The 14,580-nt window shown below is 59.3% G+C and carries 14 protein-coding genes and 1 pseudogene; 9 read left to right on the forward strand and 6 right to left on the reverse strand.

The genetic code is table 11. From position 1 onward, the window contains the following. The first annotated feature begins 44 nt into the window (after positions 1–44). The 7 genes and pseudogenes from ACP7BE_RS18625 to ACP7BE_RS18655 all read left to right on the forward strand — a co-directional run bounded on the left by ACP7BE_RS18625 (position 45) and on the right by ACP7BE_RS18655 (position 6,912). Positions 45–1,397 carry a 3-oxoacyl-ACP reductase gene (locus tag ACP7BE_RS18625; protein WP_095001062.1) on the forward strand — a complete coding sequence of 451 codons (1,353 nt, stop codon included), beginning with the start codon at positions 45–47 and terminating at the stop codon, positions 1,395–1,397. Between the two features lie 3 nt (positions 1,398–1,400). Beyond that, entirely contained in the window at positions 1,401–2,255 is an 855-nt protein-coding gene (locus ACP7BE_RS18630; RefSeq protein WP_130872249.1) for a MaoC family dehydratase, read from the forward strand. Between the two features lie 202 nt (positions 2,256–2,457). After that, positions 2,458–2,763: a nucleotide pyrophosphohydrolase gene (locus tag ACP7BE_RS18635; protein ID WP_095001060.1), complete on the forward strand. Its 306-nt coding sequence runs from the start codon at positions 2,458–2,460 to the stop codon at positions 2,761–2,763. Next, positions 2,760–3,509, forward strand: coding sequence for a methyltransferase domain-containing protein (locus ACP7BE_RS18640; protein WP_095020826.1), 750 nt, complete (start codon positions 2,760–2,762; stop codon positions 3,507–3,509). Before ACP7BE_RS18635 ends, ACP7BE_RS18640 begins: the two co-directional genes overlap by 4 nt. 23 nt (positions 3,510–3,532) lie before the next feature. Next, positions 3,533–4,147 carry a DUF4136 domain-containing protein gene (locus ACP7BE_RS18645; protein ID WP_095019795.1) on the forward strand — a complete coding sequence of 205 codons (615 nt, stop codon included), beginning with the start codon at positions 3,533–3,535 and terminating at the stop codon, positions 4,145–4,147. A 28-nt stretch (positions 4,148–4,175) separates the two neighbouring features. Continuing rightward, a pseudogene (locus ACP7BE_RS18650) lies at positions 4,176–4,764 on the forward strand (DUF4136 domain-containing protein). Positions 4,765–4,998: 234 nt separating this feature from the next. Beyond that, positions 4,999–6,912: a pilus assembly protein TadG-related protein gene (locus tag ACP7BE_RS18655; protein WP_130872251.1), complete on the forward strand. Its 1,914-nt coding sequence runs from the start codon at positions 4,999–5,001 to the stop codon at positions 6,910–6,912. 128 nt (positions 6,913–7,040) lie between these two features. Here ACP7BE_RS18655 and ACP7BE_RS18660 read toward each other — a convergent pair whose 3' ends face one another. Together ACP7BE_RS18660 and ACP7BE_RS18665 are read right to left on the reverse strand one after the other, a co-directional pair. Next, positions 7,041–9,785: a PAS domain-containing sensor histidine kinase gene (locus ACP7BE_RS18660; protein ID WP_095001055.1), complete on the reverse strand. Its 2,745-nt coding sequence runs from the start codon at positions 9,783–9,785 to the stop codon at positions 7,041–7,043. Then, positions 9,775–10,218 carry a TadE/TadG family type IV pilus assembly protein gene (locus ACP7BE_RS18665; protein WP_095020824.1) on the reverse strand — a complete coding sequence of 148 codons (444 nt, stop codon included), beginning with the start codon at positions 10,216–10,218 and terminating at the stop codon, positions 9,775–9,777. The genes ACP7BE_RS18660 and ACP7BE_RS18665 overlap by 11 nt, the downstream gene beginning before the upstream one ends. A 71-nt stretch (positions 10,219–10,289) precedes the next feature. Here ACP7BE_RS18665 and ACP7BE_RS18670 point away from each other — a divergent pair, with 71 nt between their 5' ends. Further along, positions 10,290–10,763: a prepilin peptidase gene (locus tag ACP7BE_RS18670; protein ID WP_095001053.1), complete on the forward strand. Its 474-nt coding sequence runs from the start codon at positions 10,290–10,292 to the stop codon at positions 10,761–10,763. A 117-nt stretch (positions 10,764–10,880) separates the two neighbouring features. Beyond that, on the forward strand, positions 10,881–11,663 hold the full coding sequence (locus ACP7BE_RS18675; protein ID WP_095001052.1) for a response regulator transcription factor: 783 nt from the start codon (positions 10,881–10,883) through the stop codon (positions 11,661–11,663). 156 nt (positions 11,664–11,819) lie between these two features. Here the strand turns inward: ACP7BE_RS18675 and ACP7BE_RS18680 are convergent, their stop codons facing one another. Genes ACP7BE_RS18680 through ACP7BE_RS18695 form a run of 4 tightly spaced genes read right to left on the reverse strand, consistent with a single transcriptional unit; the run spans position 11,820 to position 14,578 of the window. Beyond that, positions 11,820–12,086: a DUF3613 domain-containing protein gene (locus ACP7BE_RS18680; RefSeq protein WP_095001051.1), complete on the reverse strand. Its 267-nt coding sequence runs from the start codon at positions 12,084–12,086 to the stop codon at positions 11,820–11,822. A 17-nt stretch (positions 12,087–12,103) separates the two neighbouring features. After that, on the reverse strand, positions 12,104–12,793 hold the full coding sequence (locus ACP7BE_RS18685) for a tetratricopeptide repeat protein (protein ID WP_095001050.1): 690 nt from the start codon (positions 12,791–12,793) through the stop codon (positions 12,104–12,106). 14 nt (positions 12,794–12,807) lie between these two features. After that, positions 12,808–13,692 carry a type II secretion system F family protein gene (locus ACP7BE_RS18690; protein ID WP_095001049.1) on the reverse strand — a complete coding sequence of 295 codons (885 nt, stop codon included), beginning with the start codon at positions 13,690–13,692 and terminating at the stop codon, positions 12,808–12,810. 1 nt (position 13,693) lies between these two features. Then, on the reverse strand, positions 13,694–14,578 hold the full coding sequence (locus ACP7BE_RS18695; protein WP_095001048.1) for a type II secretion system F family protein: 885 nt from the start codon (positions 14,576–14,578) through the stop codon (positions 13,694–13,696). Positions 14,579–14,580: the final 2 nt, after the last annotated feature.

Consider the following 14,580-nt stretch of genomic DNA (forward strand, 5'->3'; position numbering starts at 1 on the left):
GTTTGTGGTCAACCCTTTGAACCCCACCTGTCGGAGAGTGTTCCATGTCAGACCGTTATATCGACTTCGTCAACTCATCCCTCGGCCAGCGGCTGGTCGGCGCGTTGGGGCTGCCGTCACCGGGACGACTGGAGCGCTGGCAGGCCGGGCGCCTGCGCCCAGTCGAAGGCCCGCTGCTGATTGGCGGCGGTGCGCTTGCCGCACAGGTGGCCCGCTTTGGCGGCAAACTCACCGATGCGGTGTTCAGCTATGGCCCTGAACCCTTGCATGCCACACCGTGGATTCCAGGCCAGGGACCAAAGCTCAAGGCCGTGGTGTTTGACGCCAGCGAGCTGTTGCACACCGGGCAGCTCAAGCAACTGCGCGAATTTTTCCAGCCGCTGCTGCGCAATCTCGAGCACTGTACCCATATGGTGATCCTGGGCCGTGCCCCTGAAACATTAAGCGACCCTTTTGCCGCCAGCGTGCAACGTGCGCTCGAAGGTTTCAGTCGTTCGCTGGCCAAGGAGTTGCGTAACGGCAGTACCTTGCAACTGCTGTATATCGGCGAGGGGGCCGAAGATCAGCTTGAAGGCGCACTGCGCTTTTTTCTCTCGCCAAAAAGTGCCTTTATCAGCGGCCAGGTGCTGCGCCTCAAGGCCTGCGCCAACCAGGTGCAGGACTGGACCCGCCCCCTGGCCGGGCGCAAGGCACTGGTTACCGGTGCGGCCCGTGGCATTGGCGCCGCGATTGCCGAAACCCTGGCCCGGGATGGCGCCGAACTGATCCTGCTCGACGTGCCGGCCGCCAAGAGCGATCTCGATGCGCTGGCCGCGCGCTTGGGCGGGCACAGCATCGCGCTCGACATCTGTGCCGCCGATGCCGCAGAACAACTGACCGGGCAACTGGCCGATGGTATCGATATCCTGGTGCACAACGCCGGTATCACCCGTGATAAAACCCTGGCCAATATGACCCCGGAATTCTGGGACTCGGTACTCGCCGTTAACCTCAACGCCCCGCAAGTGCTGACCAAGGCCCTGCTTGATAGCGGCACCCTGCGCGATAACGGCCGGGTAATCCTGCTCGCATCCATCAGCGGTATCGCCGGCAATCGCGGCCAGACCAACTACGCCGCCAGCAAGGCCGGGCTGATCGGCCTTGCTCAGGCCTGGGCAGCGTCGCTGGGCGAGCGTGGCATCAGTATCAATGCCGTGGCCCCGGGTTTTATCGAAACCCAAATGACCGCGCATATTCCCTTTGCCCTGCGCGAAGCGGGACGACGCATGAGTTCGCTGGGCCAGGGTGGCCAGCCCCAGGACGTCGCCGAGGCTGTGGCCTGGCTCGGCCAGCCGGGTTCGGGCGCGCTCAGCGGCCAGGCACTGCGGGTGTGTGGCCAAAGTATTCTGGGAGCATAAGCCATGACCGTGAAATGGCTCGACCTCAGCGGCCCACCGCACTTGCCCGCGCTGTACGCCCATGCCGCGGCCCGGCGCAAGATCACCTCCAGCCCCTTGCCGGAGCAAGGTGTGCGCTGCTGGGTCGAGGTGGAGCCCAAGGCCCTGGCGGCGTTTCGCGATGTTTGCGACCTGGTGCCAAGCCCATTGCTGCCGCCCACTTATCCACACATCCTGGCCTTCGGTCTGCAAATGCAGTTGCTGACTGCCAAGGACTTCCCCTTCCCGCTGCTGGGGCTGATTCATCTGACCAACCGGATCCGTCTGCTGCGCCCGATGGGCAGCGTGACGCAGCTGCGCATCGGGGTATATGTACACAACCTGCAAAAACACCCCAAGGGCGCGACCTTTGAGGTGGTCACCCAGGTTGACGATCTGCTGGGGCCAATATGGGAGGCCGAAAGCACCCTGCTGTGCAAAGGCGTGGAACTGCCGGGCGACCTGCCCCAAATCAACGATCCTGCGCCGGTGGCCCTGAGCGAACTGACCCGCTGGTATGCCCCCGCCGATATTGGCCGGCGTTATGCCAAAGTCTCGGGCGACTACAACCCCATCCACCTCAGTGCCGCCAGCGCCAAGCTGTTTGGCCTGCCCAGTGCAATTGCCCACGGCCTGTGGATAAAAGCCCGAACGCTGGCGGCACTCAATTCGCACCTGCCGGCGGCCAATGTTGAGGTTTTTGTTGCCTTCAAAAAACCGGTGCGCTTGCCCGGCGAAGTGATTTTGCTCAGCAGTGAGGCGGGTTCCAGTGGCGACTTCCAGCTCAATGGCCATGACGGCCTGGTGCACTTGATCGGCAACTGGCGACCGGTTAGCTGACCACCCCCCTGTGGTAGCGGGCTTGCTCGCGATGGCATCCGCGCGTTTTACCTGTTAAACCGCGGCGCCTGCATCGCGAGCAAGCCCGTTCCCACAGAGGATGGCATGCGAGCCGAAAATCCCGCCGGGCTGCCCGTGCCTTTCACTTGCACCAATCCCCGTTCGGTCGCAAGCTTTGCGCCTTCTGGAGAGCACGCCCGCAATGAACCTCGACGAAATAACCCGACGCATGCATCGCATCCGCGATAACAACGACTGGAAGCAGTTCCACAGCCCGAAAAACCTGGCCATGGCCGCCAGTGTCGAAATGGCCGAGCTGGTGGAGATCTTTCAGTGGCTGAGCGAAGACCAGTCACGCCAGCTCCCTGCCGACAAGCTCACCCACGCCGGCCAGGAAGTGGGCGATATCGTGCTGTACCTGGTATTGCTTTGTGCCGAACTGGGCCTGGACATGAATGAAGTGGTACGCAATAAACTGGCCGACAATGAAAGGCGTTTCAACAAATGAGTGACCGTCACTTCGATCAACTGGCCACCCGCTTCGCCGAGAAAATCTACGGTGGCGCCAAGGGTGCGATTCGTCTGGCCGTGCTCCAGGCCGACCTGCAGGAAGCCCTGCCCAAACGCCCGTTGCGGGTGCTGGATATCGGCGCCGGGCTGGGCCATATGTCCTTGTGGCTGGCCCAGCAAGGTCACGATGTGACCCTGGCCGAACCGGCCGCGCCGATGCTGGAAGGCGCCCGCCAGCGTTTTGCCGAAGCTGGCCAGACTGGCACCTTTATTCAGGCGCCGTGGCAGGAGCTGCTGGGCCAACTGACTCAACCGTACGATCTGGTGTTGTGCCACGCCGTGCTGGAGTGGCTGGCCGAGCCCCACGCGATCCTGCCGGTGCTGCATCAATTGACCGCCAAAGATGGCTGGTTGTCGCTGGCGTTTTACAACCGCGACGCGCTGATCTATCGCAACTTGCTCAAGGGGCACTTTCGCAAGATGCGCAAGAACGACATGGCCGGCGAAAAACAGAGCCTCACCCCGCAGCAGCCACTCGACCCACGGGAGCTGGCCATAGCACTCGAAGGGCTGTGGCAGGTCGAAACCCAAAGCGGCGTGCGGGTGTTTCACGATTACATGCCAGTGGAGTTCCAGGCCCGCGCCGAGCTTGAAGCCCTGGTTGAAATGGAGCTGGCCCACCGTCGCCACCCTGCGTTTGCCGGGCTGGGACGTTATCTTCATTGGGTGTGTCGCCCGGTTTAAATCGCCCTGCGGGGGAGAGCATGATGTATCGCCGCGTTGCCTTGATCGTTTTGAGCCTGGGGCTGGGCGCTTGCCAAAGCCCCAACCCGTACACCGCCACCTCAATGCCCATGCCTCCGGCTCCGGCACAGGCAGCCAATACCCTGGACTTGAGTGCCTACCCGGCCCCGCCACGGGATTACGGGCGCTACCAGAGCTGGGCCTGGCTCAATGGTCGGCTGCCGGTTGGCACGGCATGGGCCGACTCGGCGCAAATCGCCGAAGCGGTTAACAATGCCCTGGACCAGCGCGGCTTGCGCCCGGCACAACCCAACCGTCCGGCGGATCTTTGGGTCAGTGCTGATTTGCACACCGAAAAACGCTTGCGCCAGGTACAGGACGACTATGGTTACGGGGCCGGCTACGGCAGCGGTTACGGCCGCTACGGCAGCCAATACGGCATGTACAACTCCGTCCCCGTCATACGTACTTATGAGGTTGAGGTCATGGTGGTTCGACTCAACCTGTATGACGGTAAAACTGGCCAGCCAGTGTGGAGTTCCAGTGCAGAAACCAGCAGTAAAGGCAGCCTGAGCGAACGCAGTGACGCCCTGCGCGAATCACTGAACAAGGCAGTACAGGCTTACCCTCCCCATTGAGTCTCAATAGTGAAGTGGAGAAATCATCATGCTTCGTCGCATTGCATTACTGGGCCTGGCCCTGCTGCTCAGTGCCTGCGAAACCATGCAGGTCAGCCATGATTACAACCCTGCTGTCGATTTCGCCCAGTTCCGTACCTGGGCCTGGAAAGACCCTGCCGTGCAATACCAACCCAACAACCCGATGCTTAGAAGCGACCTGACCGAGCAGCGCATTGTCCAGGCCGTCAGCAGCCAGCTGGACCAGCGCGGCCTGCGCCCGGTAGCGGCAGGCAGCAAGCCGGACTTGCTGGTGCAAACCTGGCTGATCGTGGCCAACCGCCAGGAACAGGTGGTGACCAACTACGGCTACGGTGGCCCTTGGGGCGGGCCGTGGGGGGGGCTACTGGGGCGGCCCGTGGGAAGGTTACTGGGGCGCACCGATGTATAACGAAACCCGCAACGTGGTCTACCAGGTTGGTACGCTGCAGATCGACCTGATCGATGCCAAAGACGGCAAGCTGGTGTGGCGAGGCAGTGCAGAGAAAGTCGTCGACAGCAGCCCGACCCCGGCTGAACGCAGCGCTGCAATCCAGCAAGCAGTCACCAAGATCCTGAGTACGTATCCGCCCAAGTAAGTTACGCAGCATTAACTTGCTCACGATGTATATAAGTAAGTTGGTATTAATACTTTCGTGAGCAAGTTGGTTTTTACACTGTTTTTCTGACCACTTGTCGTTGTCTTTTGATTAACCGTTCACATCGCGCTTATAAAACTGGCAACTGGCCAGCGCACCGATCACTTCTTGTCTACACTCGCTGAAACTTTGGAGAGTTAGCGCTGGGCACTGTTCCAGCATCAGGAGTGCTCGATGTCTCCCCAACTACGCGGTATGGGTTTTTATGGTCCCCGGCAGCAGCATGGCGCAATCGGCCTCATGGCTGCCGTGACGCTGGGCATGGTGCTGCTGTTTATGCTGCTGGTGGTCGACAGCGGGCGCCTGTACCTGGAGCAGCGCAAGTTACAGCGCGTGGCGGATATGGCGGTGCTGGAGGCGGTGAGTCGGGGCGGTAACTGTGCTGGCGCCAGTACTGCTGCCGGTTTCGCCAACCAGAGTGCCACTCGCAACAGCTTCACCCCCGGCAGCGTGCAAAAAGTAAACACCACTTGCGGCACCCTGAGCACCAACAGTAGCCAGTTGCGGGTATTCACTGCCGACGCAACCAAATCCGATGCCATTCGCGTAATCGCCACCACCACTGTGCCGACCAGCGTGGCCGGAGGCTTGTGGAGTATGTTTTCCAAAAACGGGTTTAATCTGAATACCAATTTGACGGCGAGTGCGGTGGGCTCAACACCGGGGCCGACGCTGGCGCAAATAAGTATTCGTACCACACTGGCTACGGTCGACTCCTCACAATCGCCGCTGCTCAACAACCTGTTTACAGGCCTGCTGGGAGGTAACGTAGCCATTTCGGCCGTTGGCTGGGACGGCTTGGTCAAAGCAGACATCAACTTACTGCAGTACTTGAATCAATTGGCCGTTAACTTGAACGTCAAGGCAGGAGATTACACAACGCTACTCACTACCAATGCCACGGTGACTGACTTTATAAAAGCGGCGGCTACTGTCGCAAAACTTAACGGAGCTACGGCAGATGTACAAACAGCACTGACCAACCTACAAGTTGCCGCTATTAAAAACACACCCATAAAAGTTGGTGACTTATTACAACTACAAACCGGAACTTCAACTGCTGGCCTGGACACCAACCTTAACTTATTTTCAGTGATACAAGCCGCCATTCAAATTGCCAACAAGAATAATGCCGCTGCCGTCAGCCTACCGGTTAACGTGCTGGGACTGGCCAAGGTAACGACCACGGTAAAAGTAATCGAGCCCCCGCAGTTCTCTGCCATCGGCAACCCGGCCACGGACAGGCTTTTTGTGCGCACGGCGCAAGTGAGGTCTTTAATCACCATTGAGCTTCCGGTGCTCAATACCGTGGCTTCACTTGTGAGTAAAGTTCTGGATCTTGTTACAGGCTTGCTCGGGGCCATTATCGGTACGACCTACAGCCCTCAAATACTTCCGCCGCCATTAATCCTCAGTGTCAATCTGGATGCAGGTGGCGCAGATGCACTGGTGACCGGATATAGCTGCCCTACGGGAAGTACCGGCACTAAAAGCCTTACGGTTTTGGCACACACGGCCCTGGCCAATTTGAATGTCGGCAACATTGATGGCAGCAAGGCTTTTTCCTCTTCAGCCTCCGTAACCGTTACACCACTGCCCATTGTGAACATCGTCAGCAAGACCTGCTTGGCCCTCATTTGTTCTTCAAAGGATTATGGCGGCGGCGGCATTGCGATCATGGCAAAGCTACCCATTGCTCCAACTCCCAGCACCCTGCTTTTTTCTGCAGCCTCAAGCTCGGAGCCGCCCAATTTGAAACTTCCACCGGCGGCCAAAAACGCCAGCCCCACGACCAACGTGGTGGCCAGCCTGAAAAGTACGCTGAGCAATTTGCCGATTCAACTGTACGCACCAGTGGATAGCACCGGCATCCTCGGGGCACTCGCAACGAATTTGTCGAATGCTGTCACCGCAACGCTGCTGGCAGTGGTAAACATTGCTGGAGGGTTGATTACAGGCGTTTTGAGCCCATTGCTTGATCCTGTGATCAACAACCTGCTCTCGCTGTTGGGGGTCAACCTCATGGTGACGGAAGTTGATGCCAACCTCTCCTGCAACCAGGGTGGCCGCGCCCAGCTGGTGCTTTGACCTAAATGGAGTGCAATACCTTGTGGGAGCGGGCTTGCTCGCGATTCAGGCACCTCGGTACATCTGATATACCGAGGTGATGCAATCGCGAGCAAGCCCGCTCCCACATGAAGGGTGGAACGCTGAATTCAGGCTGCTACCACCGGCAACTCCACACAAAACCGCGCGCCATGCTCGGTATTGCTGACACTCAGCCGCCCACCCATATTGTCGATAATGCCGTAACTCACGGACAACCCCAGGCCGGTGCCCAGGCCGATGGGCTTGGTGGTGAAAAACGGTTCGAAGATCCGTTCCAAAAGCCGCGGATCAATCCCACCCGCATTGTCGTCCACCCGCAGGCGCACACTCTGCGCATCGGACTCAACGCTCAGGGCAATCCAGGGCACAAACTCCTGGTCGGTTTCACGCTTGCTCATCAGCGCATCACGGGCATTGACCATCAGGTTGATCAGCACTTGCTCCAACTGATCTACATGGCCGCGCACCTGCACAGCGCAAGCCTGGCCCTCACTGCGCAATTGCACACCCTTGCCCCTCAAGCCCTCACCCAGCAAGGCTACAGAGCCTTCCATGGCCTGCGCCGGGTTGAACACTTGCTGTTCGATTTCGGAACGCCGGCCAAACACCCGCAAGTGATCTACCACCCGCGCCGCACGCTGGATCTGACCGTCAATACGGGTGAGTTTGTCTTGCAAATAATCGATCTGCGCATCGCCATTACCCAGGCGTTTGAGCACGTTGACCACGGCCATGCGCATCACGTTCAGCGGCTGGTTGATTTCGTGCGCCAGCCCCGTGGCCATTTCGCCCAGGGTGGCCATTTTCGCGCTGTGGGTCAGTTGCTGTTGCGAGCGACGCACTTCGGTGTTGTCGCGGCCCACGGCCTGCACTTCAAGCAAGTTGCCCTGCTCGTCGAAAATGCCCCGGTCCGACCACACCCACCAGGCATATTCACGCCCCGGCAGTTGCAGGCTGATTTCCGCCGTGCTGACCGGTGCCTGCGGAGTCAAGCCGGCAATACGCTGCACAAAGGCCTCGCGCTGCTCAGTGGATAGCCAACTGCTCAGGTTGATGCCCGGCAGTTGCGCAGTGGTGCATTCCAGGTAGCTGGCCAGCGGCTGATTGCCGAAGGTCAGGGTCAGATCGGGCAGGTAACGGCAGATCATCGCCGGTGAGTCCTCAACCAGTATCCGATAACGCTCCTCGCTGTTTTTGACCCGCTCGGCCGCTTCGGTGGCTTCGGTGATATCCAGCCACAAGCCGACCACTTCTACCGGCAAACCAAGGTCGTTACGCAACAGCTTGGCCTCATCCAGCAACCAATGATAATCGCCGCGCCGATCGCGCAGGCGATAACGGTTGCGGGCGCTGCCTTCGCGCAGCAACTGCCGGGTACGGCCAAAAAACTGTTCGAGGTCATCGGGATGGACCCACTCGATCAAGGTTTCACTGGTACATTCCTCCAGCGTCCAGCCCAGTAAAGGCTTGAGGCTGTCACTGAAAAATGCCGGTACCAGCGCGCCTTCAACATAACGCTGTACATAAATCACCGCCGGGGAACTGGCGATCAGGTTGTCCAGCCGCGCATGGGCGGCGGCGACTTGTTGCTGCTGGTTTTTGATATCGCTGACATCCAGCATAAAACCTACGATGCGCCGCCGGGTGCCGCTGCCCAGCACCTGGCCCTGAATCCGGTACCAGCGGGCAGGCTCTGTGGCCTGTGGCTCATGTACCCGGGCAAACAGTAATAATTCTTTGCCATGTTCCAGCAGTTCATTGAAGCGACCGCTAAGTTCATCACGGTCAGCCGGGTGAAACAACGCCAGCCATGCCTGGCGGGTCATGGCCTGCGGCTCGGCCACAGCGTCCAGGTTGATGGCCAGTTGTGGAGCCAGTTCCAGCAGTTCGCTGGTGCTCGACCATTCCCACCAGCCGGTGCCCAGCAGGCCTTGCAGGGCTTCCATGCGCTCGCTTTGCTGCAGGTGCTGCTGCTCACGTAAGCGGTCCAGCAGTGGTGCGGCCAGGGCAGCGCACACCTGCATCCAGTCGCTTTCACTCATTTGCGGGCCATGCAGAGACGCCGGGTAAAACCCCAGCATCAACCAGGCACACAAGCCTTGCTGGTCGCTGTAAGGCACCAGCACACCATCGGCATTGCCAAACAAATCGTTTAATCGCGGGTTACCGTCGCGCTCGACACGCTGGGGTGAGGTTCCGCCAAGCGGATCGAGCAGACTGCCAAGGTTTTGTTCGGGCAGCCACAGTTGCGGCGCATCAAAGGCGTGATACGTGCTGTGCATATACCAGGAAGCCTGTGGACCCTCACGCAGCGCCAGCGCCATACAGGGCACACGCCCATGCTGGGCGACGCTGCGCAGCGCTTCGTGCATGACCTCGGACAGACGCGACGCGCTGCACTGGCGCAACTGCCCGGCCAGCCCCAGGATCAGTTGCGTGCAGCGCTCGCGGCTGCGGGCCTGCTCACTGCCAAGGCGCAGGTCGCTGATATCCAGCAACTGCAAAAGCCAGCTGCCCCCCTGGGGTTGCACCCAGCCCCGGGTATGCACCACACGCAGCCCCGCACACTGGAAGTCGAGATCAAGACTGTGACCAACCCAGTCTGCCGGTACGCCTTCAAGCGCCAGCGTGCTCCCCGGCACCAGATAGCTCAGGAGCAGGCGCGGTGAACCATCGTCGCTGCCCCGCGCCAGGCCGTAGCGCTGCAGGCCGTGGATTTCAATGACGTGCCCCAGCGGATCAAGCATCAGCTGGATACCCGCATGGGTGCGTGATTGCGGATCGGTGGATTCAGGCAAGCGCTCGTCGGTCCGTCCCAACAAGCGCCCGAACAGCCCTTCGCTAGGGGACAAGTTGAGCACTCGATTCGGCTTTCAAATTTGTTGGCAGGCTGGGCACTGTGATCGTTCCCAATTTGAGCACCGGCATGATGGTGGTCAACGCCGTAGCAGGCAGGGTCACACTGGCAGTCAGCACTTTGGTTGTCGGGTTATAGGTCGCGGCCGGAACCAGGCTGCCTTTAACCGCAGTGGGCACCCAGGCCAGTTTCTCGTTCAATACGCTCTTGGCCAACGTCTCCACCAGCCCGCCATAGTTGGCCGCCGTCGGATCCACCGCCATGCTGCGCCGCACCGCCTCGGCCGTCGCATTGTTGAATGACTGCACCAACAGCAGGGGCAAGCTGTAGCTGAGCACGCCATAAAGCACCGCAAAAAAAATCACAAACACCAGCGCGAACTCAATCGCCGCCGCGCCCTGCTGCTTTTTGCCAAGTCTTGTTTTCATGACTGCGTCTACCCTGACTGTCGACAGTAATATCATCATAGAATCATTGGTAAAAAACGGAGGCTCTTTACGTGATCCAGTTAGCTGTTGTGTTGCTGTGGTTTGTGGCCTGTTCCATTCAAGACCTGCTCCAACGCCATATTTCCAACTTCCTGACGTTGGGTGGCGCAGCGCTGGCGCTGCTGTATCTGCTGTGGACCGGTCACACCTGGCTGGGAGCAAGCGCAACCGAAGGAGGCTGGGCGCTGCTGATCGCGCTGGTACTGACACTGCCCGGTTATGCCTTGAACAAGCTGGGTGCCGGCGACGTAAAGCTGTTGATCGCCCTGGCGCTGACAACCGATCGTCCGACAATTCTTGGCACCGTTATCGGTGCTGGCATCTGTAGTGGCATCTGGTGGTTTTGTGCGTCAAAAATACTGCCGTCAATAAATCAACAAGTTAAGACGCTCTCGCTTGCGAAAGGCGCCACAGTGTCAAAAAAGCTTCCCTTTGCACCCTTCCTGTTCGGTGGTTTTACCCTGACAATGGCTCTGCTTCACTAGTCATTACGAGGGATTAATACCTTGTACATAGTCGTAAAGTAGGTCTACGTTTAATTCAATCACCGCAAGTATGTGGACCAAGATGTCCCTGATTGGTTTACCAGGAAGGAGAACCACGTGAACACGCCCAACCCCCTAATAAAAGTGCTCGTAGTCGACGATCAGTCGTTGATTGTCGAAGAACTGTGCGAGTTTCTGGAAAGCAGCGGTTACCGTTGCGTGCCTTGCAATACAACCCGTGAAGCCATTGATGCGTTTGTGGCCGACCCGCAAATCGGCCTGGTGCTCTGCGACCTGCACATGCCCGACATGAACGGCATCGAACTGACCCAGCAGTTGCAAAAACTGGCCGGCAAACACCGCGCCTTTGAAAGCATCCTGTTGACCGGTCGCGCCGATAAACAGGATGTGATCAAGGCCCTGCGTATCGGCATCGCCGACTACTATCAAAAGCCGGTCGACCTCAATGAGCTGCTCGAGGGCATCCAGCGCCAGGAAGCTATTTTGCGTGAGCGCCACAAGAGCGATCAGCTGGGCCACCTGAACCAGAAATTGCAGTTCCTGGCCGAATCCATCGATGACCTGTATCAGGACATGGAGTCCGCCCGGCGCCCTCCGCAAGCTGCCACTCACCCCTTGAACAGCCAAGAACCAGGTGAAGGCCCCTGGCAACAGATCCCGACGATCTTCAAACAGCTGTCACCACGCCAGCTGGACGTCGCCAAGCTGGTCAGCAAGGGCCAGACCAACTACCAGATCGCCTGTGACCTGGGCATCACCGAAAACACGGTCAAGCTCTATGTGTCGCAAGTGCTGCGCCTGACCCATATGAACAACCGCACCCAACTGGCCCTGGCCCTGTCGCCAAACGCCGGCGCCCATCGGCAAACTGCGCACTAGCGACCTGATCACTTCACTGTAGCGGTGCGAGTTGCCCGCGATACAACTGGCGCGGCGGGTGAGTGACGCCGCACCGCTGCGCCATCGCGGGCAAGCCCGCTCCTACAGGTCTTGCGCCGCCTACTGCCTGTGGGGCCCGATATTGCAGGAAAGAACTTATTCCTGGCTGGCCTTGCCACCCTCTTTCTGCCCGTAGTACTCGGGGATTTCATGTTTATAACTGTCCAGCCAGCGCTGCAGGCTGAGCTCACGCTCCGCCGGCGTAGCCGTTTGGTGGATGGGCGACTGGACGCTGCCGCTCACTTGCAATTGCAGCCAGTTCTCGGTTTGCTGCTGGGTTCTGGGGGTGGGGCCAGGCTCGATAGCCAGCGCACCCAGCGGCATCAGGGCCAGCAGCACCCCCACACGAATAGATAAAGTCATGGCAAACCTCCAACGCGTTATTTGACGACAGCCACCTGGTTGCTGGCGGTCCTGGCTTGAGCTTTCAAAGCTTGTGCCCGGTACTGGGCATCACTTACCTGTTCGGGGGTCAGGCCCGCGCGGGTTACCAGTTCTGCGGCCTGCTTCCACTGGTCCTGATAAATCAGCAAGGTCACCAGGTTCAATGCCGCCGGAGATTCATCCTGCTTGAGCTCCAGAGCGGTCAAAAACTCGAACCGCGCTTCATCAACCCGCCGTTGATTGAGATAAACCACACCCAGGTCATTGCGGATCTTGGCATCGGTCGGCGCCATTTGTGCCGCACGCTCCAGATGGGTGATCGCCAGGGCGTTGTCACCGTGCCCGGCTGCCAGTTGGCCCAGGCCATGCTCCCCTTCGGCTGCCAGGCACGACCCCAGCAACCCTTGATACAGCGGCCCGGCCTCATCGCGGCCCAACTGGCGATAAATCCGTGCCTTGCGCAGTTGTACCTGCGCCGAACCCTGCGGCAGGTTTTGCAGGTTGGCCAAGCTGGCGTGCAGCTTGCCTTCCTTGGCCATGTCATCGGCCAGGTTCAGTGACAGCTCCTGGTCACCACTCAACTTGGTGCAACTGCCGCCCATGGCCATCCACGGCGGATTACTCTGACCTCCTGTGGCACAGCCGCCCAGCATCAGCAGCCCGCACACGACGATGACAGCTTTCATGTTCATACCCCTGGTCAAGAGAGAAAGGCTCGCGAGATAGCGACAAAACTCGGCCCGGCCAAGACGATCATCAAAGCGGGGAACAGAAACACCATCATCACTACCGACATTTTGGCGGACATCTTGGAGATATATTCCTCCATGCGGGTCAAACGACGGTCATCCAGCAGCTCCTTGAGTGCCTGCAATGACTTCATCGCGCCACCACCCTGCTGAATCAATTGCTGCAGAATCACGCAGGTGTCATTGAACTCGTCTACATCCAGCAGACTCGCGGTTTTGCTCAGTTCCTGATTCAACTCCAGCCCCGAGTCGACCCGGGCCAGAATCACCCGCAGCTCACCGGTCAGTACCGGCAGCAGGTGCCGCGCTTCCTGGCTCAACACCCGCAGCGCCTGTTCGACTGCCATGCCCGACTCAAACAGAATGCGCAGCAACGGAATAAAGGTTGAAACTTCGATCGCCACTTCCTGCTGGCGCCTTTTTGCAGCATAGGCCAACAATCGCTTGGGGATCAGATAGCCCAAAGCCAGGGAGAACAGCATCACCAACAGCAGATTGCCCGAACGCGGAAAAAACAGCTCATAGCCCAAGAACACCAGCCCGGCAAAAGCTATCGGGGTGCCAACCTGAAAAGCGGCAAACAGCGAGCGCTGACTGGCGGTGCGCCAGCCGATGCGGTTGAGCAGGGTCTGGGTTTCGCTGTCCATCGACACCGAGCGCTGGCCAAACTTGCTGTTGCCCACCGCCCGCATCCACAGGCTGAGCTTGCCGGGGCCGGTCTTGTCACCATCCAGGCGCTGCATGACCCGTTGCTGGCTCATGCGATCCTGAACCACGTTATTGATCAACAGCGCCATGGCGCCCAGCAGCAATACCACACAAATCAAAAAGGCCATGTCATACGCTCCGTACCATGCGCCACAGCGCCACACTGCCGATTATCTGCATGGCCATTGCGGTCAGGAGCATCTGCTGCCCTCCGCCGTCCTGCCACATCTTGAGCATATAGCTGGGGTTGGTCACCATAAAGAAACCCACCACAAACACCGGCAACGAGCCCAATACCAGCGCCGTCATCCGGGTTTCACCGGTCATGGCGCGCAACTTGCGCGCCCCCTGCTCACGCTCGCGAATCAGCACGATCAGGTTCTCCAGCAACTCACTGGCATTACCACCGTAGCGATGGTTGACCTTAAGCCCCAGGGCAAACATGCGAAATTCATCACGTTCATAAAGCTCGGCAAAGTCGTTCACTGCCTCGGGCAGGCTCACCCCCATCTGCACGTTGCGCGATACCCGGCTGATACTGCTTTTGAGCGGGTCGCTGGATGCCTCGATCGCGGTCAACACCGCATCGGCCAAGGTGCGTCCGGCCTTGAGGCTGCGCACGCAGTGATCGAGCAGCAATGGCAGTTGCTCAACCATGCGCCGAACCCGGCGGTGGTAACGCCAGCTGACAAAGAGTTTGAGCAGCACCGGCGGCAACACCAGCAACGCGAGCAAGAACACCCAGCCACCGATCAGGCCCGCCACAATCACCGCAGCGGCCCATAGCGACAGCCACAAACCCAGACGCTCTGAAGGGCGCCCCAGGCCTGCCTGCAAAAAAGCCCGGTCCAGCCAGGCCACGCCCTGGGCTTTCTCCAGCAACTGCGGCTGGCCTTCACCCAGACGCTCCAGCACACGGCCTGTAGTCGGGTCGGTCAGGGCGCGATACACCAGATTCAGCGATAGCGCGAACATCAGGAAACTGATGGTAAAAAGCAGTAAGGCCGGGTTCATAT

The organism is Pseudomonas sp. TWR1-1-3, from assembly GCF_049896805.1.
Lineage (GTDB): Bacteria > Pseudomonadota > Gammaproteobacteria > Pseudomonadales > Pseudomonadaceae > Aquipseudomonas > Aquipseudomonas bubulae.

Coding starts and splice junctions, on each gene's coding strand:
- ACP7BE_RS18625 (WP_095001062.1), top strand. CDS start 45: ATGTCAGACCGTTATATCGACTTCGTCAACTCATCCCTCGGCCAGCGG.
- ACP7BE_RS18630 (WP_130872249.1), top strand. CDS start 1,401: ATGACCGTGAAATGGCTCGACCTCAGCGGCCCACCGCACTTGCCCGCG.
- ACP7BE_RS18635 (WP_095001060.1), top strand. CDS start 2,458: ATGAACCTCGACGAAATAACCCGACGCATGCATCGCATCCGCGATAAC.
- ACP7BE_RS18640 (WP_095020826.1), top strand. CDS start 2,760: ATGAGTGACCGTCACTTCGATCAACTGGCCACCCGCTTCGCCGAGAAA.
- ACP7BE_RS18645 (WP_095019795.1), top strand. CDS start 3,533: ATGTATCGCCGCGTTGCCTTGATCGTTTTGAGCCTGGGGCTGGGCGCT.
- ACP7BE_RS18655 (WP_130872251.1), top strand. CDS start 4,999: ATGTCTCCCCAACTACGCGGTATGGGTTTTTATGGTCCCCGGCAGCAG.
- ACP7BE_RS18665 (WP_095020824.1), bottom strand. CDS start 10,218: ATGAAAACAAGACTTGGCAAAAAGCAGCAGGGCGCGGCGGCGATTGAG.
- ACP7BE_RS18680 (WP_095001051.1), bottom strand. CDS start 12,086: ATGACTTTATCTATTCGTGTGGGGGTGCTGCTGGCCCTGATGCCGCTG.
- ACP7BE_RS18685 (WP_095001050.1), bottom strand. CDS start 12,793: ATGAAAGCTGTCATCGTCGTGTGCGGGCTGCTGATGCTGGGCGGCTGT.
- ACP7BE_RS18690 (WP_095001049.1), bottom strand. CDS start 13,692: ATGGCCTTTTTGATTTGTGTGGTATTGCTGCTGGGCGCCATGGCGCTG.
- ACP7BE_RS18695 (WP_095001048.1), bottom strand. CDS start 14,578: ATGAACCCGGCCTTACTGCTTTTTACCATCAGTTTCCTGATGTTCGCG.